The organism is Streptomyces sp. NRRL WC-3626 (genome assembly GCF_000718785.1).
Classification (GTDB): domain Bacteria; phylum Actinomycetota; class Actinomycetes; order Streptomycetales; family Streptomycetaceae; genus Streptomyces; species Streptomyces edwardsiae.
Window position 1 is genome coordinate 131,614 of record NZ_JOCA01000023.1, and the last position, 23,371, is coordinate 154,984.

The following is a 23,371-nucleotide window of genomic DNA, read 5'->3' on the forward strand; positions in this document are numbered from 1 at the left end:
CATGACCACACAGATCACGAGCGCCCGGCCCGCCGCCGGCCCCCGCAAGGGGCCCCGGCGGCGGCCGGCCGCACCGTCCGCAACGACGGTGGGCCGCCCCGGCTTCGCCTGGGCACTGCCCGCCGCAGTGTTCTTCGCCCTGTTCGCGATCGTCCCGCTGATCATGGTGGCGGTGCTGTCCTTCATGACCTGGGACGGGCTCAGCTCGCCGCAGTTCGTCGGCATGGACAACTGGTCGCGACTGGCGGACGACCCGGTGATGCTCAAGAGCATCTGGCTGACCCTGCTCCTGACCGTGCTCGGCGTGGTCATCCAGACCCCGCTGAGCATCGTGCTCGGCGTCTGGGCGGCCGGCCACCAGCGCAACCGGGCCGTCCTCTCCGTCATCTACTTCATCCCGCTGCTGCTGTCCGCCACGGCCGTCTCCGTGCTCTGGCGGGCGCTGCTCGACCCGAACTTCGGCATCCCGGCCGAGGCCACCTGGCTCTTCGGCGACGGCAACCTGTTCGGCGAACAGGCCACCGCCATCGGCGTCCTGGCGTTCGTCAGTACCTGGCAGTTCACCCCGTTCCACACCCTGATCTACCAGGGCGCCGCCCGCGCGGTCCCCCGAGTGCTCTACCAGGCCGCGGAGATCGACGGAGCGGGCCGCTACCGCCAGTTCTTCCACATCACCCTGCCGCAGCTGCGCAACGCGATGATCACCTCGATGATCCTGATGATCGTCGGCGGTCTGACCACCTTCGAGACCGTCCTCATCCTGACCCAGGGCGGCCCCGGCACCGACACCACCATCAGCGCCTACTACATGTACGACAAGGCGTTCAGGGGCTTCGACTACGGCACCGGCTCCGCGATCGCCCTGGCCCTGGTGGTCGCGTCCACGATCATCTCGCTGATCGTCGTCCGGGTCTCCGGCTACGACAAGATGCGCAGCTCCATGGAGGGTGTGTCATGAGGCGCCGACCGAACTACGTGGCCGGCGCCGGCTCGCTCGTCTGGCTCTTCCTCGTCGGCCTGCCGCTGTACGTGATGCTCGCCGCGACGCTGCGCACCCGCCAGGACTACGCCGAGAACGGCCCGGTCTCCCTGCCGGACACCTTCACCCTGGACAACTACAGCCGCGCCTTCGACTCCGGCTTCGGGCAGTACTTCTTCAACACCCTCGTCGTCACCGCCTGCGTGATCGGCATCGTGCTGCTGCTGGTCCCGCCGCTCGCCTACGCGATCGTCCGCAGCCGCGGCCGTACCACCTCGGCGATCTTCCGGCTGTTCCTGCTCGGACTCGCCATCCCCGCCCAGGCCGTCATCGTGCCGATGTTCTACCTGATCAGCGAGGCCGGCCTGTACGACAACCTGCTGGGCGTCATCCTGCCCACGGCCGCGTTCTGCCTGCCCATGTCGGCGCTGATCCTCAGCGGCGCCATGCGCGACATCTCCCCGGAGCTGTACGAGGCCATGGCCATGGACGGCGCGTCCCCGCGCCGGATGTTCTTCCAGCTCGTACTGCCGCTGTCCCGCGGCGGAGTGTCCACCATCGTGGTCTTCTCCGCGCTCCAGGCGTGGAACGGCTTCCTGTTCCCGCTGGTCCTGACCCAGTCCGACTCCACCAAGGTGGTCACCCTGGGTCTGTACAACTTCCAGACCGCGCACGGCATCGACATTCCCGGTCTGCTGGGAGCCGTGGTGCTGTCCATGGTGCCCATCCTGCTCGTCTACCTGTTCGCCCGTCGCGCCCTGGTCCAGGGTCTGATGGGCGTCGGAGGAAAGTGACTGCCGACGTGGCCGTAGAGACCACCCCCGAAATCCCCCTCTGGAACGATCCCGCCCACCCCGTCTCCGCCCGGGTCGACGCGCTCATCGGCGCGATGACCCTCCAGGAGAAGATCGCCCAGCTGTACGGCGTATGGGTCGGCGCCTCCGACAAGGGCGGCGAAGTCGCCCCGCACCAGTACGACATGGAGGAGCCCGTCGACCTCGACGCGCTCCTGCCCAGCGGACTGGGCCAACTCACCCGCCCCTTCGGCACCGTTCCCGTCGACCCCGCCCTCGGCGCGCTCTCCCTCATGCGCACCCAGGCCCGCATCACCTCCTCGAACCGGTTCGGCATCCCCGCCCTCGCACACGACGAGTGCCTGGCCGGCTTCGCCGCCTGGGGGGCCACCGCCTACCCCGTCCCGCTGTCCTGGGGCGCCACCTTCGATCCCGGCACGGTGCGCCGTATGGCCGCCGCCATCGGCCGCGACATGCGCTCCGTCGGCGTCCACCAGGGCCTCGCCCCCGTCCTCGACGTGGTCCGCGACGCCCGCTGGGGCCGGGTCGAGGAGACCATCGGCGAGGACCCGTACCTCGTCGCCACCATCGGGACGGCCTACGTCCAGGGCCTGGAGTCCGCCGGGATCGTCGCCACCCTCAAGCACTTCGCCGGCTACTCCGCCTCCCGCGCGGGACGCAAGCCGCCGACTGGGCGGACGCCGCCGGCGCGGCACTCCGGGCGGGCGTCGACGTCGAACTGCCCACCGTCAAGACCTTCGGCACACCCCTCGTCGACGCCGTCACCGACGGCCGGGTCCCGGAGGCGGTCGTCGACCGCGCCGTGCGCCGCGTCCTCGGCCAGAAGGCGATGCTCGGCCTCCTCGACCCGGACTGGAGCCCGGTTCCGCCCGCACTCGACGGCGTCGACCTCGACGACCCCGAGGCACTGCGCGGCCGCGTCGACCTGGACCGGCCCGAGAACCGTGAACTCGCCCGCGAGATCGCCGAGAAGGCGGTCGTCCTGCTCACCAACGACGGCACCCTGCCGCTCGCCGCGCCGCGCCGTATCGCCCTGGTCGGCCCCAACGCCGCCGAGGCGACGGCCGTACTGGGCTGCTACTCCTTCCCCCTGCACGTCGGCGTGCAGCACCCGGAGATCCCGGTCGGCATCGACCTGCCCACCCTGCGCGACACCCTGACCGCCGAGTTCCCCGACGCGGACCTCACGGTCGCCCGCGGCACCGGCGTCGACGACGGCGACCTCACCCGACTCGGCGAGGCGGTCGACGCGGCCCGGCAGGCAGACATCGTTATCGCCGTACTCGGCGACCGCGCGGGTCTGTTCGGCCGCGGCACCAGCGGCGAGGGCTGCGACGCCGACTCCCTCGCCCTGCCCGGCGCCCAGCAGCAACTCCTCGACGCGCTGCTCGACTCCGGGACACCCGTGGTCACCGTCCTGCTCGCCGGACGGCCGTACGCGCTCGGCCGCGCCGTCACCGAGTCGGCGGCGATCGTGCAGTCCTTCTTCCCCGGCGCCGAGGGCACCCACGCCATCGCCGGCGTCCTCAGCGGCCGTACGAGCCCCTCCGGCCGGCTCCCGGTCAGTGTGCCGCGCGGTCCGGGCTCCCAGCCGACCACCTACCTCGGCGCCCGCCTCGCCCAGCTCAGCGACGTGTCCAACATCGACCCGACCCCGGCGTTCGGCTTCGGCCACGGTCTGACGTACACGGGCTTCGCCTGGAGCGACCTCGCCGTGGACGCGCAAGAGGCGGGCACGGACGGAGAGTTCACGCTCTCTCTGACCGTGCGCAACACCGGGGAACGGACCGGCACCGAGGTCGTCCAGCTGTACCTCCACGACCCGGTCGCCTCCGTCGTCCAGCCGGTGCAGCGGCTCGTCGGCTACACCCGGGTGGAGCTGGAGCCGGGTGAGTCCCGCCGCGTCCGGGTCACCGTCCCGGCCGACGTGGCCTCCTTCACCGGCCGCGACGGCCGGCGGATCGTCGAACCCGGTGACCTGGAGCTCCGCCTCGCCGCGTCCAGCACCGACGCCCGCCTGACGGCGACGGTCACCCTGACCGGCCCCGAGCGCCGTGTCGACCACACCCGTCGCCTGCACGCGGACTTCACCCAGGAGCCGGCCACGCGGGACTGAGCCGGACCCACGAGGCGGCCCCCGGCCGGTACGCACCGGCCGGGGGCCGCCTCGTGGGCGGGGCTACCTGAGATAGGGGCCGTCCGTCCCGATCTTCCCGGGTCCGTCGAGGACGTACACCCTGAGATTGCCCTTGCCCGGCGCGGCGACGGCCAGCGTTCCGCCGGACACCGTCCGTACGTCCCCGGTGACCGCGTCCCGGTACGTGCCGTCGGGTACGCCGGTGAAGGTGGCACCGCCCGAGACGGTCACCAGGGCGAAGCTGTCCGTACCCCCGCCGGTGTAGCGCCGTTTGAAGGCCATGTCACCGGAGATCCCGGCGGTCGAGTACTGCCCCAGCTGCAGCGCGGGGACCGCCCGCCGGATCTGATTGAGCCGCTGGACGTGCTTGACCAGGGGCTTGCCCAACGTCGTCGCCACCGCACCGGAGGCGGAGTCGACCTTGGAGAAGTCCGACACGCTGAGACTTCCGGCGAGATGGTCGCCGTAGTACGCGCGCCCGGTCGTGGCCAGCGGACAACTCGGGCCGCAGTCGATCTTCTTGCCTTTCTGGAACTCGATCTCCGAGCCGTAGTAGAGGGTGGGGATGCCGCGGAACGTCCACATCAGGGACATGTTCTCGGCCCAGGCGTCGGTGCCGCCCGTGTAGCGCTCACTGCTCTTGTTGGGCCCGTAGTCGTGACTGTCGACGTAGACGACGTTGTAGGTGGCGTCGTTGTAACTGTCGTCGCTGTCCTTGCCGTTGTGGAAGGCGTTGCTCGCGTCACCGAAGTTCATGTGCATCCGCATGTCGATGACGTTCATGCCGGAGAAGCGGCTGTGATCCGGGGCGTGGTAGGCGTTGCCGTCGAGGAACGCGTTGGTGGAGACCGGCTGGCTGCCGGTGCCCTGCTGCTGCTCGTAGTCGTACATCTCCAGTGCCGCCGTCGCGTCGTCGGCGCTGTACTCCCTGCGCTCCTTCCAGGTGTAGAACTGCGCGGAGTGGTTGACGGATCCCCGGTTCCACTTGTCGTTGACGAAGGCGGCGACCTCGCCGAAGACGAAGAAGTTCTTCGCCGCCCCGGCACCGTGCCGCTGCGTGACGCGCTCCTGGATCGCGGGCAGGAAGCGGCGGTTCCAGGTGGTGCGCGGGATGTGGACGGCCGTGTCGACACGGAAGCCGTCGACGCCCATGTCGATGTACTTGTCGTAGGCGCCGATCAGATAGTTCTGCACCTGCGCGTTCTCGGTGTTGAAGTCGGCGAGGTCCTCGTGCAGCCAGCAGGAACGGGAGTCCTCGCCCTCCCAGTTGCCGATCCAGCAGTTGTGGTAGAGCGCCTTGGGGAACATGCCGGACGTCGGGTTCGGCCACTGGCAGTTGTAGATGGTGTAGCCCTCGGGGCTCTTGGCGCCGGTGGGCGTCCCCCAGTTGACACAGGTGTTGCCGGACGGTTCGGCGGTTGACCAGAGGTCGCCGTTGTAGAAGGACTTGCCGCTCTTCGGTTCGACGGTCAGGCCGTCGTACTCGAAACCGGGCTGCCTCTCGTCGTAGTACCAGCTCCACTGGGAGTCGCGCACCCCGTACACGGTCGGGGTGAACAGACCCTTGGCGCCCCAGCGGGAGGAGTGGTTGTAGACGACGTCCTGGTAGATCTTCATGCCCTTGGCGTGGGCGGCGTCGATGAGGTCCTGGTAGGAGGCGCCGGCCGATTCGAGCCGTGGGTCGACCTTGTAGAAGTCGTAGCCGTGGTACCCGTGGTAGTCGTAGTCGGAGCGGTTGAGCACGACCGGGGTGATCCAGACGGCGGAGAAGCCCAGGCCCTTGATGTAGTCGAGCTTGTCGACCAGTCCCTTGAAGTCGCCCCGGAACATGGGGTCGTCGTTGGCCGCGTTGCCGGACTTGACGTGCTGGCTGCCGCCGCGGTTGTTCGAGCTGTCGCCGTCGTTGAAGCGGGCGGTGAGTACGAAGTAGATGGGGTCCTTGCGCGGGTCGGTGCCCAGGGGAGTGCCGGTGGCGGGACCGCCCGGCGCGCTGCCGGTGGTGGCCCTCGCCTGTGCCGAGGCGGGGGAGAGGTTCCCGGCGGCGTCCACGGCGCGCACCGTGTAGGTGTACTGGGTCTCCTCCTCCAGCCCGGTGTCGGAGAACACGGTGGAGGAGACGTCGGTGACCATCGCCCCCTTGGTGCCACCGGTCCGGGTGACCTGGTAGCCCGTCACACCGGTGTCGTCGGAGGCGGGCTCCCACGACAGCACGACGGAGGTGCCGCTGACGGCGGCCCGCACGCCCTCGGGACTGCTGGGCGCCTGGGTGTCGGGCTCCTGCGCGGCGCAGGGGTCGTCGGCCTCCGCGGTCACGGTGTTGTTCTCCACCGTGCTGGTACCGGCCCGGATCGTGTAGTCGGCGCCGTTGTTGTTGTCCCAGACGCCGTTGCCGTTGTTGAAGGCGGCCTTGAGGGAGGTGGCGGATCCGAGGTCGACGGTCCGGCTCCACCAGCCGGCGCAGGCCTCGGCCATGCCGACCCCGGGGACCGTGGTCCAGGAGCCGCCGGCCGGCTGGTAGTGGAGGTTCACGGTGGTCCAGCCGAGCGACCGGGCCGAGTAGTAGACGGTGGCGGAGTGCGGGGTCCCCGGCTCGGACCCGGCACAGGGATCGCTGTGCGCCACGACACCGTCCTTGACGGTGATGCTGCCCGTGCCCAGGTCGTAGTTGCTTCCCGCGTTGTTGTCCCAGGTGCCCGAGCCGTTGTTGAAGGTGGCCTGCAGCCCCGCGGCGGAACCCAGATCGACGGTGGCCTTCACCCAGTCCGTGCAGGCCGACTCCATACGGGTGCCGGGCACGGTCGTCCAGGAGCCGCCGTCCGGGGCGTAATGGAGGTACGTGGAGGCCCAGTTGCGGGTCTTGGTGTAGTAGAAGACCGTCGCTTCACCGGCCGTCGCCGCTGTCGGTTCCGGGTCGGGGGCCGGGGGCCCGGTGACGGCCGCGAGGCCGAGGAGCCCGGCGACGAGGGCTCCCGCGGTCCAGCCGCGGCCGGGTGGCTGTTGATGACGTCGTCCCATGTGCGTCTCCAGTGGGGTGAGGGGAGCCTCGCGACTCCTCGTGGACGCACACCGCGGATCCTGACGCGCCTCGAGATCCCGATGCAATCCGATGCCGGGCTTTCTGAAAGTTCCAGAAAACCCTTGCAGGCGCTGGGAGATTACCTGTGCATGACACCCTCGTAAAGGGGTCCGGCACCGGTAGCGGACAACCGGCCCGGCAGGCCGAGCGCGTGAGGGGGGAGGTGTCCCGCCCTCCGGCCTGCCGGGCCGGAAGCAGGCCTGAACGTAACACCGTTGCAAGAGTTGCGAAAGAACTTGCACGCCCCTGGTAGTGCCTGTGCTACCGGAAACCGGGCAGCGTGGGGGTTGGTGCGACCCTCCGCGCGCGCGAAAACCTGAAGCCATGACACGACGCAAGGCAGCGGTACTCGCCTCGGCCCTCCTCCTCTCCCTGGGGGCGGGCGCGCAGGCCGCCCCGGCCACCGCCGACACGCCCAGGTACTCCACCGGCCATCGGACCTCGCACGTGATCGACGCGATCGAGCACAGCGCCCACACCCTGAGAAGCACCGAACCCGAGGGCAGCCTGCAAGACTTGCACGCACTGGGCCGCATGGTGGGGGACGCCGACGTCGTGGGCCTGGGCGAGGCCACCCACGGCTCCCGGGACTTCTTCCGTATGAAGCACCGGGTCTTCCGCTACCTGGTCGAGGAGAAGGGCTTCCGCACCTTCTCCCTGGAACTGCCCTGGAGCAGCGGCCTCCGCGTCAACGAGTACGTGCTGTACGGCAAGGGCGACCTCGACCGCATCGCGCGCGAGGAGTTCCAGGGCTCGTACCGCATCTGGAACAACGCGGACTACCTGAACCTCATCCGGTGGATGCGCACCTACAACCGCCACCACCCCACCGACCCGGTGCACTTCGCGGGCAACGACATGGGCTACGCGGGACCGGAGTCGTACCGACGGGTGACGGACGAGGTCGCCCGCACCCACCCGCACCTGAAGTCCCGCATCACCGCCCTCTACGCCGGCCTGGCCCCGACCACCGACGCCGGCACGTACATGGAGCGGTACCTCGAACTCCCCCTGGCAGAACGCAAGCAGCGTGCGAAGCGCACGCTGGAGGCGTACGAACTCCTACGCGACACGAGCGGCAGGGAACACCCCTGGACGGTCCAGCACGCGAAGGCCATCCACCAGATGGCCCAGGGCTACGCGTACGACATCACCGACGACGCCCAGGTCACGGAGATGATGAGATACCGCGACCGGGTGATGGCCGAGAACGTCGCCTGGTGGCACGAGCACACCGCCGACCGAATCCTCCTCTCGGCCCACAACACCCACGTGTCCTACGACTCCTTCGACGCCCGCTACCCGAAGACGCAAGGCGCCTTCCTGCACGACACGCTGGGCGACGACTACGTCAGCATCGGCTTCAGCTTCCACAGCGGCGCCTTCAAGGCGTTCGGCACCGACGACAACGTGATGCGCACCTACCGCGTCGGCGCCGCACCCCCCGACTCCAACGAACACACCCTGGACCAGCCCCGCCGACGCGACTACATCCTGGACCTGCGCACGGCTCCCCGGGCGGTACGCGCATGGCTGTCCGACCCCCGCCCCACCTGGAACATCGGCGCGGGCTGGCCGGACCCCACGGAGTACCGGATCGCCCTCGGCAAGGCCCACGACATCCTGATCCACCTGAACGAGGTGGAGGCGACGACGTACTTGGGGAGGCCCTGAGGTCAGGCTGCGCCACAGCGACTGCGAAGAATCTCCGCACCCGCCCCCTCGAGGTCGCCGCAGAACTCTGCGCGCCCGGTCATAGCCATGATCAGCGCCAAGGTGGGTCCGGACACGAGCGGTCCCGAACCGACCGCGAAAGGACCGTCGTCCGCGACGAGCCTCAGCCCGCCGATGCGCCCCTTGGCGACGACCACGAGGTCCGTGCCCTGGTAGTACTCGGCCACCCGGGTGACGACCTCGCCCGGGTGGTCGCGGCGGATGCCCAGCGGACGCCGGATGTCCTCACCGTGCACGACCGTCTCGCCCAGCATGGCGAGGGGCGGCAAGGGCGGCTTGGTGGTACTCGGGACGACGCTGCGGAACCGCTCCAGCGTCTCGGCCGGCGCCGTACCCAGCTGCTCGGCCAGCCGCACGGCCACCTGCCTGTCGAAGTCGAACCGGCAACGGATCACCCCCGCCATCCAGCGCAGGGCTCCGAGACTCGCCCCCGCCGTAAGATGCGCGAGCACCTCACGCACCGTCAGCCCGTCGCACAGCGAGGGCGTCCGCCACTGCTCGTCGGTCAAGTCCGCGAGATCGGCCGCCAACGCGGCCCGCTCGGCACGGATCAGAGGCCAGACCCCGGCCCCACGGCCCCGTGCCGCCGCCACTGCGGGATCATTCATACGGGAGGTCTCCTGTCAAGGTTCGAGCACCCACCACGGGCGTACGTGGGGGAGACCGGAACTCGGCCGGAAACTCATCGCAGATGGCACGCCCGTCTCGACGGCCGACCGCCGCTTCGGGGGACCTGGAACCGGCTCCCGCCATGGAGCAAGGCGGTGCTGGACCTGCCGCCTGGAGCACCTCGGCCGGGTCAGACGCCGAGCCCGCCCGCCGCGAGCAGGTCGGAGACATCGCTGACCAGTCTCCTGCCCAGGTCCTCGGCGGCACCGAGTCCTGCCTCGAAGTCCCGGAGGCTCCGGAAGACCTCGGCGTACGCTTCCTGCTCCCGCAGAGGAAGATGGAGAACCTGCAGGCGCCGGATGTCGACCCGTGACGAACTGGAGGCGTGGGTGCCCGCCTGACGTCCGTTGGCGGGCGCGCGCAGACAGCCGGCGAGGAAATGCGCGTTCAGTTTGGCCGAGTCCACCCGCAGGGCGTGCAGCTGCGGCCCCAGGGCCATCGGGGGCCCTTCGTGCACCCATGCCCGGTACGCGCGTACGACACCGGCGACCACGACATCGCCCTCCTCGACGATCACGGGTGCCGATCCGGCGGCGGCGAGCCCGCTGGGAGCGCCGTCCGCCAGCAGGTCGGCGACGGTGAGGAGAGGCACGGGTTCCCTGCCGGGCGCCGACGTGCCCTCCGGCGGCTGCTGTCCGGAACGCAGCGACAGCGCACCGGCCTTGACGAGGTCGCCCACGTTGGTCGTGGTCTGCGGCAGGTCGGTCGACAACCTGAGCTCGGACAGCCGTTCGGCCTGACGGGCCAGCTCGGTCAGTACCGTCCCCGCCTCCCGCCAGGCCGCCGCGAGTTCGAGGCCAGACGGTTCGGCGGTCACCGACGCGTAGCGTCCCGGAGTGACGTCCACCTCGTCGTCCAGGAGTTCGATGACGGGAACGCGGACGGCCCCGTCCGGCAGATCGGCCTCCGTGCGGTCGAGGTTTTCCAACGCGGAGAGGGCGAAGGCCCGCAGCGGCTCCCAGTGGGGACCAGTCTCACGCGTGCCGGTCCGGGCGAAACGTGTGGCGTCGACCAGAAGCACGTCCTGCCCGGGCGGGACCGCGGCCGTCCCGTCCGGTGCCGCGCGGAGGACCCACAACTGAAGCGAGACGCTGTGCGGCTGGGCACTGCCCGGCGGGAGGGCCACCACGGCACGGAGCGTGCCGGTCCGCAGCAGGGAGCCCCGGATGCGCCGGCCGGCCTTGCGCGAGGCGACCGCCGGAGGCAGGACGACGACGGCCGCTCCGCCCGGCTTGAGATGGGCGAGCAGATGCTGCACCCAGGCCAGCTCCGGCTCGGTCCGCGGCGGCAGGCCGTGCGTCCAGCGTTGATCGGTGGCGAGTTCCGCGTAGCCCCAATCGCGTTCGTTGAAAGGAGGGTTGCAGAGCGCGATGTCCACCCGCGCCCGGCTGAACGGATCCTCGCGCAGGGCGTCCGCCGTGACGGTCTCCGTACGGATGTCATGGTCGTCCGTGAGGAACGCCAGCCGTGCGGACGCCAGCGCGGCGAGGGCGGGATCCCGCTCGCACATCAGCACCGACAGGCTCGAACCCGCGCCCTCCTGTGCGGCCGCGGCCGCCAAGTGCCCCGTCCCGCACGCCGGATCGAGAACGGTCAGCTTCTCGTCGGACCCTTCGCCCTGCCCGCCGACGCGGACATCGAGCGCGATCCGTGCCATCAGCGCGGCGAGTGGCGGAGGTGTCGTGCTCAGCTGACGTACATGTGTCTCGAGCCACCGCTGCAGCAGGAACTCGAACGTCTCGCGTGCCCCCTCCTTCCGCCCCAGCTTCGCCGCATCGGCCGCCAACTGCTCTGCCTCCGGCGTAAGTTCGATGTGGGATACACGTGCCCGGGGGGAGTGCATGCGGCGGGCAGCCTCGGCGACCGCCAGGCCGGTCTCGTCCCTGCTGCCCAGCGCCTCGAACCGGGGCCACAGCAGCTCGCGTCCCCCGATCGAGTCGAGCCTGCCGTTGTCCCTCAACCACTGCTCGACCTCGGCCAGGGAGAACTGGGGGCTGACGTCCGTACCGCCGATGCGGGTGGGGAAGGAGTCATGCCGCCGCCGCCAGTTGCTCACCGCCGCCCGTCCCACGCCGGCGATGCGGGCGATCTCGGCGAGGCTGACGGGTACGGAGTCGGTTGTACTCATCGACAGTCTCCGAGGTGCTGGGGCGCTGGTGTGCGGGCCGGCGGTGGACGGGTCTTGGGATGGATATATGTGAGAGGCTACTACGCTCATTGACTTTGTTCACAGCGCAAATGTCCGGATCGCTGTGCGGGAAGTGTGGAGGACGGGAGAAATGCAGGAATTCACGCCGGGAACGGTGCTCCTGGACCGTTACCAGCTCACATCGGTCCTCGGTCGCGGCGCGATGGGCCATGTCTGGCAGGGGCGTGACCTGCGCCTGGAGCGACCCGTGGCCGTCAAAACGGTCGCGGCGGACCTGCTCGCCGTCCCCCGGAGCCGGGAAGAGGCGTTGCGGCGCTTCCAGCGGGAGGCGAAGGCCGCGGCACGCCTCCACCACCCCAACGCGACCACCGTCTTCGACGCGTCGATCACGGACGGCCTCGTCCACCGCGACCTCAAGACCCAGAACGACATGGTCCGCCGGGACGCTGTCGTCGAGATCCTGGACTTCGGACTGGTGAAGGTCCTGAGCGACACCGACCCGCGCCTGACCATGACCGGGGACAGCATCGGCGACATCGCGTGCGCCTCACCCGAACTGCTCTCCGGGCAGGACCGGCTCGACGGCCGCACCGAACGCACCCCGCTCACCCGCACCACAGCGGCTCCCGACCCGTGGATCAACGCGAGGGGCAACTACCCGGGCACGGCCCGAGGTCCGTACAACGCCCGTACAACGGGCGGAGCAGAGGGCCGCCGTTGCCCGGCCGTCTGCCCGAGCAGACGCTCCGCGACCCACGACGGATCGCCGCCGAAGAGTGTCCGCTGGTCTATGTGCAGTTGGTGGGACCTTCTGCTGAGCGTCGCTGTCCTTGGAGTCCAGGTGGTTCACACGTCGATGGTGTTCCGAGCGTGCTCGACGAACTGGCTTCGCTTCGCGACCGCATGGTTCAGGAAACGTCTGATCCGTCGGGCCTCGGCCTCCGGCACTGCGGCGTGGGCGCCAGGGCCCTGCCCAAGGGTGACCACATGGACGGTGGTGACACAGGCCGAGAGTGACCGGGAAAGCTCTTCCGCCATGCGCGCCAGCTTCTCCGGGCCCTCGATCTCGTCCCCACAACACCCACGGCTGCGCCCGCGATCCCTGCGATGCCCGAGTCCACTCAGGGATTCTGAGGGACGAGATACGCGCGTGACAGCGGTTTTTCTTGTCACTGTCAACCGATGAGGGGCGATGCGAGGCCGCCGCCCGTCCCTTCGAACGGTCCCGTAGCCCGCTGGCGAAGCTTCGTGTGCCGCTCCGGCTACCCTCCCTGTATGGAGCAGGGCCATCCCCTCGTCCGTGACGTCTTCCCCGACCTTGTCGCCGAGCTGACCACCCTCTTGGAAGACAAGGGAGAGCACGCGTTGGCGATCTGCGTGCGCGATGTCCGTCTGGTCGCCGTGTGCGACTGCGGCGACGACTTCTGTCAGAGCATCCACACGGCGGTGCACCCGAAGGGCGAGCCGTACGGTGAGGGCCACCGGTGCGTACCGCTCTCGCCTTCGGAGGGCATGCTGATCCTCGACGTCGTGTACGCCCGGATCATGTACGTCGAGATACTGAACCGGGCGCCCATGTACAGTCCGAAGCCCTGACGTCCACGCCCCGCCGCGAAGCGGTCCCGCCGGGACCGTCAGCGGAACGCGGCGACGTTCTCCGCGGCCCACCGCGCGAAGGGCCTGGCCGGAGAGCCGGTGACCTGCCTGACCGTGTCGTGCACCGTGAGCAGTTCGTCGTTGACGTCCCCGCCCATCAGGTCGAGCACCGCGTGAGCGGTCTGCTCCCCCAGGAAGGGGGCCATCTGCCGGTGTGCCCCTTCCCGGCTGATCTCCTCGACGGACACGTCGTGACCCAGGGCCGCCCCGATCGCCAGGGCCTGCTGCCGGGGCGTGATCCGCGCCGGCCCGGTCAGCGCGTACGTCCGCCCGCGGTGTCCCTGTTCTGTCAGTGCCGCCCGGGCCACCGCCGCGATGTCGGCGGGGTGCACGGCGGGAAGCCCGATGTCCGCATAGGGCACCCGGATTGACCGGTGCTCCCGGATCGACCCCGCCCACCACAGGGCGTTGGACGCGAACTGCGTCGGACGCAGGATCGTCCAGCTCATCCCGCTGTCCCGGAGCAGCCGCTCGACGGCCAGGTTCCCGGCGGCGGCGGGCAGGTGCGGATGGGTCCGCACCGTGATGGAGGACACGAGCACCACGTGCTCCACCCCCGCCTGCCGGGCGGCCGTGAGAACCTCCGCGTCCGCGCCCATGCCCGGTACGAGGAACAGATAACGCACCCCGTCCAGCGCCGGCTTCAGCGAGGCGGGCCGGACGAGGTCACCCTCGACGGCTTCGACTCCGTCGGGGAGCGAGGCCCGTGCGGCGTCACGGGTCAGGCCTCGCACGGGTAACCCGCCGGACCCGTGCAACTGCCGTACCAGAGCGCTGCCGACGTTTCCGGTGGCACCCGTCACGAGGATCATCGTCGTCTTCTCCCGCCGTCGGCCGGTGATCACTTCTGCCGCACGCTAGGACCTCAACCGGGATTCAGGTCAAACGGACGGGGAGGCGTCCGAGGACGGTAAAGTCGGGATCTTCGGTCGGCGTGGGCCGCCGGAGTCCCAGAGGTGACACGTTTTGACGATCCGGCAGTGGACGAGCGATGAATCCGGCAGCGCTCCGCACAAGGCGTGGAGCCTGCCCGCCGCCGACACCTTCCGAGGACATCGAGCCCTGTGGTGGTGCGCCGGGCCGGCCGGGGAACTCGCGGTCATGCTCGTTCACCGGCGCCACCTGGAGCGCAGCCGCTACGGCAAGGGGTGGCTCGCATGGCGGCCGAAGAGCCCGTTCACGGGCGAACTGGTCACCGTCACCGCGCAGGGGGAGCGGCGCACCACGGTGAAGGACGTACGGGTCTGGCCGAGCCACCTGGCCCTGCTGCCCGACGGCCGCTTCCTGCTGGTGAACAGCCGTACGCCTCGGAGCGGGACCGACGGGCTCTGGGCGCCGAACGCCGTGGTGTTCTCCCCCTCGGGGACGCCCGAGAACGAGTTCTGCGTCGGCGACGACATACCCGCCCTGATCACCGACCGCCACGGAGGGATCTGGACGGCCTACGGGGACGAAGGCATCTACGGCGGTCACCCCGAGTCCGGGGGCGGCCTCGCCGGCTGGAACACCGAAGGCCGAGCGACGTGGACTCCGGGGGACCGGCTGCCCGCCCACCCACTGGAGGGCTGCACCGCCGCGACCGAGGGAGATCAGGTGTGGTTGGTCTGGTACACCCACAGTCGGTCGGGCACCTTCCTGACCCGCGTCACCCCGTCCACCGGTGAAGTGACCAGCCACCGCTGCCCCGTTCACCAGCCGGACGGCTTCGCCGTCCGAGGCAACCGGGCCGTGCTGACTTGCCGCGACCACAACCGACGGACCGTCGAACTCACCCGCGCCGAGTTCGACGGCACCACCTGGACGGCGACCGACCGCCGCACACTGCGCGTCCCCGGCCGGGTCGTCGGACGCTGCGGCCAGGGCCGCGACGGCACCCTCTGGCTCCGCGCGGGTGATACCTGGCTGCGTATCGAAGCGTGAGCCATCGACGTCGAGTGGTCCCACCCGAAGATCCGGGAGCGACTACCCGGCCGCCAGCGCCACGAACGCGGCCCACTCGTCCCGGCCGACCCGCAGCACGGGACCGTCACCCGCGGCCTTGGAGTCCCGTACGTACACGGCGCCCGCGCCGGCGGCCACCTCGACGCAGTCGCCGCCATTGGTCCCGCTGTGGCTGCTCTTGAACCACATGAGGTCGACGGGCTGCTCAACGCGCTGGTCGATGCTCATAGCTCCCCTGCCAAGTGCTCGATGAACCTGGCAGACTCCTCGGTGTTGAGGGCCTGTGAGCGCAGCATTCCATACTGGAGACAGAACTCGCTGACCTCGTTTCGGTCCGAGCGGATGTTCACGACTCCCTGGGCTTCGATGGAGACGAACTGCCGCCGTTCGACGGTTTCCAGCAGGACGAACTGGCCGTTGACCCCGCTGTGCGCGGCCCGTTGGGTCGGCATTACCTGGATCTCCACGTTCCGCATGCGGGTGCAGTCCCGCAGGTGCGCGAGTTGTTCCTCCAGGACTGCTCTGCCGCCCACCGTCCGGTGGAGAGCGCCCTCCTCAAGGACGAACGAGAACACGACGCACGGGTTCTGGCGCGTCAGCAGGGACTGCCGGGCGAGCCGGGCGGTGAGGTGCTGCTCGATGGCCTCCTCTTCGAGCGGCGGGAAGTGCGCTTCGAGAAGAGCGCGGGCGTACGCCTCCGTCTGCAACAGCCCGGGCACCAGCATCGGGTCGTACGAGAAGCGGCTGACCGCCTCAGCCTCCAACGAGGCGAAATCCTGGAAGAACAAGGGCAACTTTGCCCGGTCCACATCCTCCTGGAGCACCCGCAGCGCCCCGCCCGCCTCCAGCACCCGCTCCGCGGCCTCCGTAAAGGTGGCCTTCGCCGGTCTCCGTCCCTGTTCGACGGAGGCGACCTGCTCCAGCGAGTAGTCGATCGCCTCGGCGAGGGCCTGCTGGGTGAGGCCGGCCCGTTCACGGAAGAGGCGGACCAGCTTGCCGTAGGCGCTCCAGGCCGCGGGGTGTTCCTTCTCCGGGCCGCGTCGGCCGGTGGTTCCGCATTCGCGCTGGGTCGTCCTGGTCATCCCGCCCCCTGTTCTGCGCAGTGGTCCGTCATGAACGGCAACGATCGGTGAGCCTTTCGGCCACGGGCGTCGACTCGTACACCTGCCGTACGAACCCGTACAGCGGTCGTACCGCGTGCCCGGGTACGGAAGTCCGACCTCGCCAGGCCATCTGCGTGACGGGACCGTGACTCTGTGAAGTCAACCAATGTCAGGGTCGAAGCACCTACCGCTGCCACACACCTCACCGTCCTCCTCAGCAGCACCGGACGCGGCGCCAGGCTCGCCCGCCGGCTTGCCGTGCAGCAGCTCGCGACCTGGGGAATCCCATACGACTCCGAGACGTCACAGGCCCTCGCCCTCGTCACGGCCGAACTGGCGGCCAACGCCGTCACACACGGTCGTACCCCCGGCCGGGACTTCCGTCTGACGCTGCTCCACCTGCCCGAGCACGACGTCGTCCGCGTCGAGGTGACCGACACCCGACCGGGGCACCTGCCCCGTGACCCGGGGGTCGAACCGGCGGCGCCTGACGCGCCGTCGGGGCGTGGATTGCTGCTCGTGGCGGCGTACGCCGAACGATGGGGCTGCGAGGTGCGGGACGCGTACACGAAAACGGTCTGGGCAGAGATCGGACGACCCACCTGACTCCCTGCCGCGCAGGCAGTCGGGCCGAGCCCCCGTGGACACCGCGGCGTGGGGACGTGAGGCGGGTCTGTGCCCCGCGTGGCGCGGGTCATACTGGGGCCATGCTCGATCCCATCGGACAGCTGTCGCCACTCCAACGCCACCTGTTGCGGCAGCTGGACCTCAGTGACCTCCCGGCACCCGAAGCGGGGCCGGAGTCCTACGCGGCCCGGGACCTCGACACGGACGCGGTCCGGGACGCCCTGCCCACGCTGCTGTGGGAAGGGCTGGTCGAGCAGCGGGACGGGAACCGGGGAACGCTCCGCCTCACCGCCACCGGAGCGGCGGCTCTGCGGGCGGTGGAGTGCGACGAGCTGGCGGCACGGTTGAGCGCGGTGTCGTCCTTCGCCGACACCGTGGCCCGCGGTACGGCACCCCGTGCCGCGGGCCACGCCCTGAGACTCCTCGCGGAGGGGACGTGGAACCTGGAGCAGGCCGAGGTCCACGTCGCGGCCGGCGAGGGTGCGTAGCCGCGGTCACGGCTCGTCCGCCGGGCGGTCGAAGTCCAGCACGACGCGTCGCCGGGCACGGTCGGCTCTGGGCTGCGGCGGAAGGACGCCCGCCGACGTGAGGTCGGTGACGGTGACGACCGGGGAGTTCACGATCCGCGTGGTGAGGGCCTGCTGTGCCGGGGCGAGGTCGACCAGGCGGCGCAGGACGGACAGCAGGTCGATCAGCTCCGCGGACCACTCCCTCGGCCACGTCGTGACGTGGAGGTCGTCCAGGGGGCTGGTCTTCCGGCTGGTGGGGGAGGCCTTCCGGTAGCCGAACCACTTCTTCACGATCCGCATGCCGCCGACCTCGTAGTTCCAGACCTCGGGCGGGACCCCCGTGAAGGTGCCCGGTCCCACATGGAGGGTGCCGCTCTCTTCGTCGTACGCCAGCGTGTCGGGCACGGCGGAGCCGATCGGTGTCGCGTACCGCACCTGGCGCGGGTCCCCCGGAGGAAAGTCGATTTCCTCCTGGCCGGACGCGGGCGCGTCGGGTGGATCGCCCCGCTCGCCGTAGGTGGCCGCCCACAGGAAGGCACGACCGACCCGGACCGCCTCGCTCCACAGTTCCGGGTCGCGGGTGAGGGGCAACCGGACGCCCGGGGTGAGCAGTTCCTCGGCGAACTGCTCCGTGAAAGCGCTGTGCCCCGTGACGGCCACGGCGTAGGCGGCGAGGTCGTGCACCGTCACCCCGTCCAGGCCGAGGACACCGGACAGGTACCGGAGCAGGCCGGTGGGCACGTTGGCACTGCCGTCCGGGTGGAGGACGGGGTGCACCCTTCCGCCCCGGCCGTTAAAATGGTGCGTGTCCGGGAGCAGCGCCGTCGCCACCAGTGCGGGGCCGCCGGTGATCTCGTGACTGCTCTGCTGGTTGAGGAACACCTGCCCTGGCTGGAGCGACTCCCAGAGTTCGGGCCGGGGGCGGTCGAGCATCCGGTGGTCTGCAATGAGCCACTGACGGTCGAAACTGCGAAGAGCGATGTGCAGGAGCGGTGGGTGAGTACCGCCTTCTTCGTCGATGGTTCGGTCAGGGTGTGGAAAGCCGGGAAGACACGTTATTCGCGTGTCGAGCCGACGGTCCCCTGTCTCCTTGAAGAGGAGGGCCTTGGTCTCCGGATCCTCCTCGCCGCCGAGACGGGCCCAGCGGCGCTGGAGGACCGACGGGTGCGGTGACGTGACCCAGGAACGGTTGGTCTTGCAGCCCGGACTGCCCCAGGGGAACAGCGAGTCCAGCGCCGGGTACTCCTCCCAGCCGGACAACGCCGCAGGGGTGAAGGGCCGCACCCCATCCGTGTGCGCGTCCCGCCAGCCGTCGTCGTCCAGGCCCACCGCCCGGAGCTGGGCGAACTTCTCGGCCCGCTTACCGTGCAGGGCCCGGTAGTGGATGCGCGCGGGACGCGTGGTGTCGTGGTCCGCTCGCCGGACGAAGACGCAGACGGACAGTGGCTGGGCGACGTGCGGGAAGACGCGGGTGGCCACGTCCGAACGCTGCCCCTCCGGAGACAGGTTGATGACCCATCCCTCGTCGCACGTCCGGCGCAGGTAGTCGCGCATGCCCCGACCCGCGGGTCCGGTGGCGAAGGCGGACGGGGTGATGAAGCAGACGACGCCGTGCCGGTCGCCCTCGTGGGCGTCGAAGACCTTCCAGGTGGCCCAGCGCCAGAAGTAGACGTACAGGTTCTTCAGCGCGTGCTCGTAGCGGCCGTTCCCGGGGTGACGGAAGTCGTCGAGGGGCGGGCGGCCCTGGCCCCTGACGCGCTTCTCGATCCAGCCGCCGCGGTTCTCGGCCTTGTCGTCGTAGGGAGGGTTGGAGATGACCACGGTGACGGGGACGTTGGCCTTCACGTGGTTGGCGCGGGCACGGGAGACCGACAGGGCCGCGTAGGTGGAGGCGAGTTGCTCCTCCTGGACGTACGGGTCGTCGAGCGTGTCCGTGACGTGGAGGTTGAGCCCACCCGGCGGGAGCTCGGCGCCGTGCTTCTTGAGCAGGTCGGCGGTGCGGAGTTCGGCGACCGCGAACGGGCCCATCTGCAGCTCGAAACCGTACAGGCGCCCGGCGAGGCGGCCGATCGCGTCGCGCGCCATGGCCTCGCCGGAGCGTGCGGCGGCCTGCCGCGCCACCCGCTCGATGATCGTGTGGAGGTAGGTTCCCGTCCCCATCGCGGGGTCGACGATGTGGACGCCGTCGTCGCCGTAGCCGCGGGCCTTGCCCAGGCGGGTGCGCAGGACCTCCTCGGTGAGGCGCACCATCTCCTCGACCACCTGGTGCGGGGTGTAGTAGGAGCCGCTGCGCCGGCGCAGGTCGTCGTCGTAGACGGAGAGGAACGATTCGTAGAGGTGGAGGTAGGCGTCCCGGTTGCCCTGTCGGATGGTCTCCCAGTCGACGGACTCGACGGTGCGGGCGAGGAGGTCCAGGGTCACCTCGAAGCGCTCGTTGACGTTGTCGGTGAGGAGTTGGAGGGCCTTGCCCATCAGGGCGTGGCCGGCGTGCAGCCGCCGGCCGATCTCGTGGAAGCTCGTGCCGGTGACCGGGATGCCCTCCGTGTGGGCGAGGAGCAGGGCGAAGGTGACGGTCTGGGCGTAGCCGTCGGCGAAGGTCGCGTCGTCGGCGGTGGGGAAGAGCAGGCGGCGCCAGTCGCTCCGCAGACCGGTGAAGGGGCGCTCGACGGTGGGGTCGTCGGCGTCCGTCCCGCTCTCCGCGCGTAGTTGTTCCCGCACGGCCTCGCGCAGGAGGCGGCACAGCGGGGCGATGTGCTGCACGAGCACCGAGGCCCGACGGACCTCCTGCGGCTCCCAGAAGAGCACTCTGCGTGCGAGCGCGTCGAAGGCGGCCGGATCGACGGCGGCGAGTTTCGCCCCGGCGCTCTTCAGCGCCCCGGACAGCACGACCTCCTCGCCGACCTGCGTGCCGTACTGGAAGACGCGCCAATGGGTGCCGTTGGTGTAGAGCAGGTTCGGCAGGTCGCGTAGGCGCTGCCACTGCCGTCTGTCGTGACCGGTGAAGGTGTCGGGGTCGATGCTCTTGCCGGGCCGCTTTACCTCGATGTAGCCGGTGATCTGCGCGTTGACGCGTACGGCGTAGTCGGGCCGGACGCCGAGGTGCGGTATGCGCGTCTCCGGATGCCAGCCGATCTCGCGCAGGGCGTGGTGCTTCCCCAGGACGCGGAACAACTGCTCCAGCGGACCCCGGATCGCCGCCTCGCGATCACCCGGCCCCGCCAGACTGCGCTTGCACTCCGCGCCGAACGCAGAGACGGCCTCCTGTAACCACTGCAGGCGTGCGTCAGTCATGGTCCCCCCAGACCTCGGGCCCCGGAAGTGACACGGAGCCGGCCCCTCCTGATGTGCAGTATGGGGCAGTTTTTGACCAAACGGCAGGGCGTGTACATCGGTTGGCGCGCCCGGCTTGCACGCTCGTACGGCCGTCCACGGCCGGAGTCGTCCTCGCCGCTGGTGCGGATGCGTTGTGAGTGTGTGGCACTCGCGTCAAGAGAGCAAGGGTGTACGCGTAATCTCGCGGATTCCTTGTGAACTCAGTGCATGAAAAGCATACTGAAGTGGATCGTGCCACTTCCGCCGACCGGGCGGACGTTTCTCTGACGCCCCACTGCGAGGTCCCATGCTCGACCACCGTCTCGTGCAGACAGCCGTGATCGGTCACAAGAACTCCGATCACCCGGTCATCCTGCCGATGGACGCGTGGGAGCTGGACCGCTGGCGCAGGGCGCACCCCGCCTACAGTTACTGGTGCGGACTGCAACTCGGCGGCTGTGGAGGGGAACTGAGCGACCGGCGGTACACCACCAAGGTGTGTCACTTCGCCCACCATCCGACGGCTCCGGTCTGCCACCGGAAGAACAACGGCGAGTCCAGCGCCGACCACCTCTTCATCAAACGGGGAGTGCAGAGGCTGCTCGGCACGCGGAAGGTGAAGGGGCGGGTCGAGACACGCGACCTCGGCACCGGCCCGGGCGATGCCGTGGATGTGTACCTGCCCGACAGCCGCCGTCGGCTGCGCTTCCAGCTCGGCACCGTCGACTACCGGTCCTGGCGCCGGGCCGACGACGAACTCGCTGCGGACGCCGACGGCATCGACTGGATCTTCTCGTCGGAAGGACCGGTCACCCAGCAGTTCGTCGGCCGCCACGGCTACTGCCTCCGGGTTCGCTGCGAAACGGTGGGCGGCGAGCGCCGCGTCCACATCGGGGCCGAGGAACGGGACCGTACGGTGTCCTGGACCCCACTGGAGGACTGCGCGGTGACGCCGACCGGCATCGTCACACCGGACATCGACCGGATCCGCCTCACCCGCCCCAGGCCCCGGCCGACCGCGTTTCCGCTCCAGGGCGGCCTCGCCTTCGCACTCGCACCCGAGGCCGATGTGCCGGCCGACTCCCCGTTCGTGGTGGAGGACCGGCACCTGCTCGTGGCCGACGTGAAGCCCGTGGACAGCCCGATCGTCCGAGCGCTGGTGTCCCTTCCGGGAGACACCGAGGTGCCGCCGGCCGAGCACGTCTACCGTGTCGCCGACGGCGCTCGCTTGCTGATCGCCGAGGGCACCGCGGGCTGGGCTGTCGAAGCACGCCGGTACACACGCCTCAACGCGCACGACGCCCAGCGCACCGGGCTGTGGACGCCCCCAGCCCCTCCCGCACCGGTGGCTGCCCCGATCGTGCCCGAGCCCAGAACACACGAACCCGATCCGGTCCGTACGGCGAGGCCGACCATCAGCACCGAGGCTCCGGCCGCCCCTGCGCCGCTCACCCCCACCGAAATGGCGACCGCCCTGCGCGACGCCCTCGCGCAGCACGCGCGGCTTCGGACGACGACCACGTGGGAGACTCTGGCACGCACCGTCAGCCCGGCGCTCGCCGAGTACTCGGACACCGGCCGACGCGATCTGCTGATCGTGGTGGACAGCCCGCTGCGCGAGAATGTCCCGGTCCTCTCCGCACTCGTCCGGGACAAGGGCGAGCCGCTTCCGTACCTGTTCAGGGTGCTGTCCGAACTGGGTGTTCCGCACGCGGCGGTCTCGCACCGCATCAAGCGCTGGGCCGCAGTGGAGACCGAACGTGCCTTCGCCGCCTACGGCGTCCCTGCGCGAGCCATGCCGCCACGGCTCTCCCTGGAGCCGGAGCGTCCCACGGTGCGGCAGCCGGCAATCCCTGGGCAATTCACACGAACTGCCGACGTCCGGCGGCGCGCGATCCAACGGGAGACGGCGGCGCACAGAGGCACTGGCCCGGTGCCGTCCGACTCCCCGAAGGTACGGCGTCTCCGCACGCTCGTGACGGAGCTGGAAGGCCTGCTGCCGACACTCGACAAGGGATCACGGAAACGGGCCCGTAAGTCGCTCAGCGCGGCTCGAACCTGGCTCGCCGCACACGACGGCGCGGCACTCACCGCGCCGCAGCACGCGATCGTGGCCCGTAAGACGGCCGGTCACTTCGTCGTGACCATCGAGGACGCCTTGAAGGCGGCGAGGGAGAGCGCTGGCGCGGCCAAGCGCAACGAGGCGAAGCTGCGGGCCCGGGAGGAGCGTCTCCCGCGCGCCGCCGACCTGGCCTCGCGCACACGGCGGGCCGGGTCCTCCCCGCGCGCTGTCGCGGAGGACCCGGTAGGACGCCTCACACGGCAACTCGTTGACGTCGCGGCACGACGCGGAACGGTGACGCTGGGGGACCTGGGCAGCGATTCCGGGACGTTCGACGTACGCCACGTACTCAGCGCGGTCGACAGGGAACCGTCCTCCGACACACCGCTGTTGTCCGCACTGGTGACCGGAAACACGGGAGGCCCCGTGCCCTTCTTCCGCGACGTCCTCAGGACCGCCGGCTTGGCCGTCCCGCAGACGGACGAGGCCCTGCTCAAGATCTGGCGCCGAGAACAGGAGCGAGCGTACGCCGCCTACGGGAACCCTCCCTGCCCGCTGCCGCCGCGCCTGGTGCCGACGGTGTCATAAGCCACGCCTCCGCG

Annotated in this window: 16 protein-coding genes and 1 pseudogene; 10 read left to right on the top strand and 7 right to left on the bottom strand. The window is 70.1% G+C overall.

Going from position 1 to position 23,371, the window contains the following annotated elements; all coding sequences use genetic code 11:
* Position 1 precedes the first annotated feature (1 nt).
* From IF28_RS0128725 to IF28_RS36590, 3 genes and pseudogenes are all read left to right on the top strand, one after another.
* Entirely contained in the window at positions 2-958 is a 957-nt protein-coding gene (locus IF28_RS0128725; RefSeq protein ID WP_030226085.1) for a carbohydrate ABC transporter permease, read from the top strand.
* Positions 955-1,773, top strand: a complete 819-nt coding sequence (locus IF28_RS0128730; protein WP_030226087.1) for a carbohydrate ABC transporter permease — start codon at positions 955-957, stop codon at positions 1,771-1,773. The genes IF28_RS0128725 and IF28_RS0128730 overlap by 4 nt, the downstream gene beginning before the upstream one ends.
* Positions 1,770-3,910, top strand: a pseudogene (locus tag IF28_RS36590) (glycoside hydrolase family 3 C-terminal domain-containing protein). Before IF28_RS0128730 ends, IF28_RS36590 begins: the two are co-directional and overlap by 4 nt.
* 63 nt (positions 3,911-3,973) lie before the next feature.
* Here the strand turns inward: IF28_RS36590 and IF28_RS0128740 are convergent.
* Positions 3,974-6,946 (bottom strand): carbohydrate binding domain-containing protein, encoded by a 2,973-nt coding sequence (locus IF28_RS0128740; protein WP_030226090.1) that lies wholly within the window; start codon positions 6,944-6,946, stop codon positions 3,974-3,976.
* 385 nt (positions 6,947-7,331) lie between these two features.
* Between IF28_RS0128740 and IF28_RS0128745 the strand changes: the two genes are divergently transcribed.
* Positions 7,332-8,681 carry an erythromycin esterase family protein gene (locus tag IF28_RS0128745; RefSeq protein ID WP_030226093.1) on the top strand — a complete coding sequence of 450 codons (1,350 nt, stop codon included), beginning with the start codon at positions 7,332-7,334 and terminating at the stop codon, positions 8,679-8,681.
* Between the two features lie 2 nt (positions 8,682-8,683).
* Here IF28_RS0128745 and IF28_RS0128750 read toward each other — a convergent pair whose 3' ends face one another.
* The gene (locus IF28_RS0128750; protein ID WP_030226096.1) at positions 8,684-9,349 is read right to left on the bottom strand and encodes a maleylpyruvate isomerase family mycothiol-dependent enzyme; all 666 of its coding nucleotides are present in this window, start codon (positions 9,347-9,349) and stop codon (positions 8,684-8,686) included.
* 191 nt (positions 9,350-9,540) lie between these two features.
* On the bottom strand, positions 9,541-11,538 hold the full coding sequence (locus tag IF28_RS0128755; RefSeq protein ID WP_030226098.1) for an N-6 DNA methylase: 1,998 nt from the start codon (positions 11,536-11,538) through the stop codon (positions 9,541-9,543).
* A gap of 151 nt (positions 11,539-11,689) precedes the next feature.
* Here IF28_RS0128755 and IF28_RS39995 point away from each other — a divergent pair, with 151 nt between their 5' ends.
* Positions 11,690-12,745, top strand: a complete 1,056-nt coding sequence (locus tag IF28_RS39995; RefSeq protein WP_051713919.1) for a protein kinase — start codon at positions 11,690-11,692, stop codon at positions 12,743-12,745.
* Positions 12,746-12,834: 89 nt separating this feature from the next.
* On the top strand, positions 12,835-13,155 hold the full coding sequence (locus IF28_RS0128765; protein WP_030226103.1) for a hypothetical protein: 321 nt from the start codon (positions 12,835-12,837) through the stop codon (positions 13,153-13,155).
* A gap of 38 nt (positions 13,156-13,193) precedes the next feature.
* On the opposite strand, the gene IF28_RS0128770 is transcribed toward IF28_RS0128765, so the two are convergent.
* The gene (locus IF28_RS0128770; protein ID WP_030226105.1) at positions 13,194-14,027 is read right to left on the bottom strand and encodes an SDR family oxidoreductase; all 834 of its coding nucleotides are present in this window, start codon (positions 14,025-14,027) and stop codon (positions 13,194-13,196) included.
* 154 nt (positions 14,028-14,181) lie between these two features.
* Here IF28_RS0128770 and IF28_RS40000 point away from each other — a divergent pair, with 154 nt between their 5' ends.
* The gene (locus IF28_RS40000) at positions 14,182-15,135 is read left to right on the top strand and encodes a hypothetical protein (RefSeq protein ID WP_078621495.1); all 954 of its coding nucleotides are present in this window, start codon (positions 14,182-14,184) and stop codon (positions 15,133-15,135) included.
* A gap of 42 nt (positions 15,136-15,177) precedes the next feature.
* Here the strand turns inward: IF28_RS40000 and IF28_RS0128780 are convergent, their stop codons facing one another.
* Both IF28_RS0128780 and IF28_RS0128785 read right to left on the bottom strand, forming a co-directional pair.
* On the bottom strand, positions 15,178-15,384 hold the full coding sequence (locus IF28_RS0128780) for a DUF397 domain-containing protein (RefSeq protein WP_030226107.1): 207 nt from the start codon (positions 15,382-15,384) through the stop codon (positions 15,178-15,180).
* Positions 15,381-16,238 (bottom strand): helix-turn-helix domain-containing protein, encoded by an 858-nt coding sequence (locus IF28_RS0128785; protein ID WP_030226109.1) that lies wholly within the window; start codon positions 16,236-16,238, stop codon positions 15,381-15,383. Before IF28_RS0128785 ends, IF28_RS0128780 begins: the two co-directional genes overlap by 4 nt.
* Before the next feature lie 174 nt (positions 16,239-16,412).
* Here IF28_RS0128785 and IF28_RS0128790 point away from each other — a divergent pair, with 174 nt between their 5' ends.
* Together IF28_RS0128790 and IF28_RS0128795 are read left to right on the top strand one after the other, a co-directional pair.
* A complete protein-coding gene (locus IF28_RS0128790) occupies positions 16,413-16,865 on the top strand; it encodes an ATP-binding protein (protein WP_030226112.1) in 453 nt (150 codons plus the stop codon).
* A gap of 101 nt (positions 16,866-16,966) precedes the next feature.
* Positions 16,967-17,374 (top strand): hypothetical protein, encoded by a 408-nt coding sequence (locus IF28_RS0128795; protein WP_030226115.1) that lies wholly within the window; start codon positions 16,967-16,969, stop codon positions 17,372-17,374.
* Positions 17,375-17,380: 6 nt separating this feature from the next.
* On the opposite strand, the gene IF28_RS39540 is transcribed toward IF28_RS0128795, so the two are convergent.
* Positions 17,381-20,686: a type ISP restriction/modification enzyme gene (locus tag IF28_RS39540; RefSeq protein ID WP_051713920.1), complete on the bottom strand. Its 3,306-nt coding sequence runs from the start codon at positions 20,684-20,686 to the stop codon at positions 17,381-17,383.
* Between the two features lie 328 nt (positions 20,687-21,014).
* On the opposite strand from IF28_RS39540, the gene IF28_RS37180 reads away from it, so the two are divergent.
* Positions 21,015-23,357, top strand: coding sequence for a hypothetical protein (locus IF28_RS37180; protein ID WP_051713921.1), 2,343 nt, complete (start codon positions 21,015-21,017; stop codon positions 23,355-23,357).
* Positions 23,358-23,371: the final 14 nt, after the last annotated feature.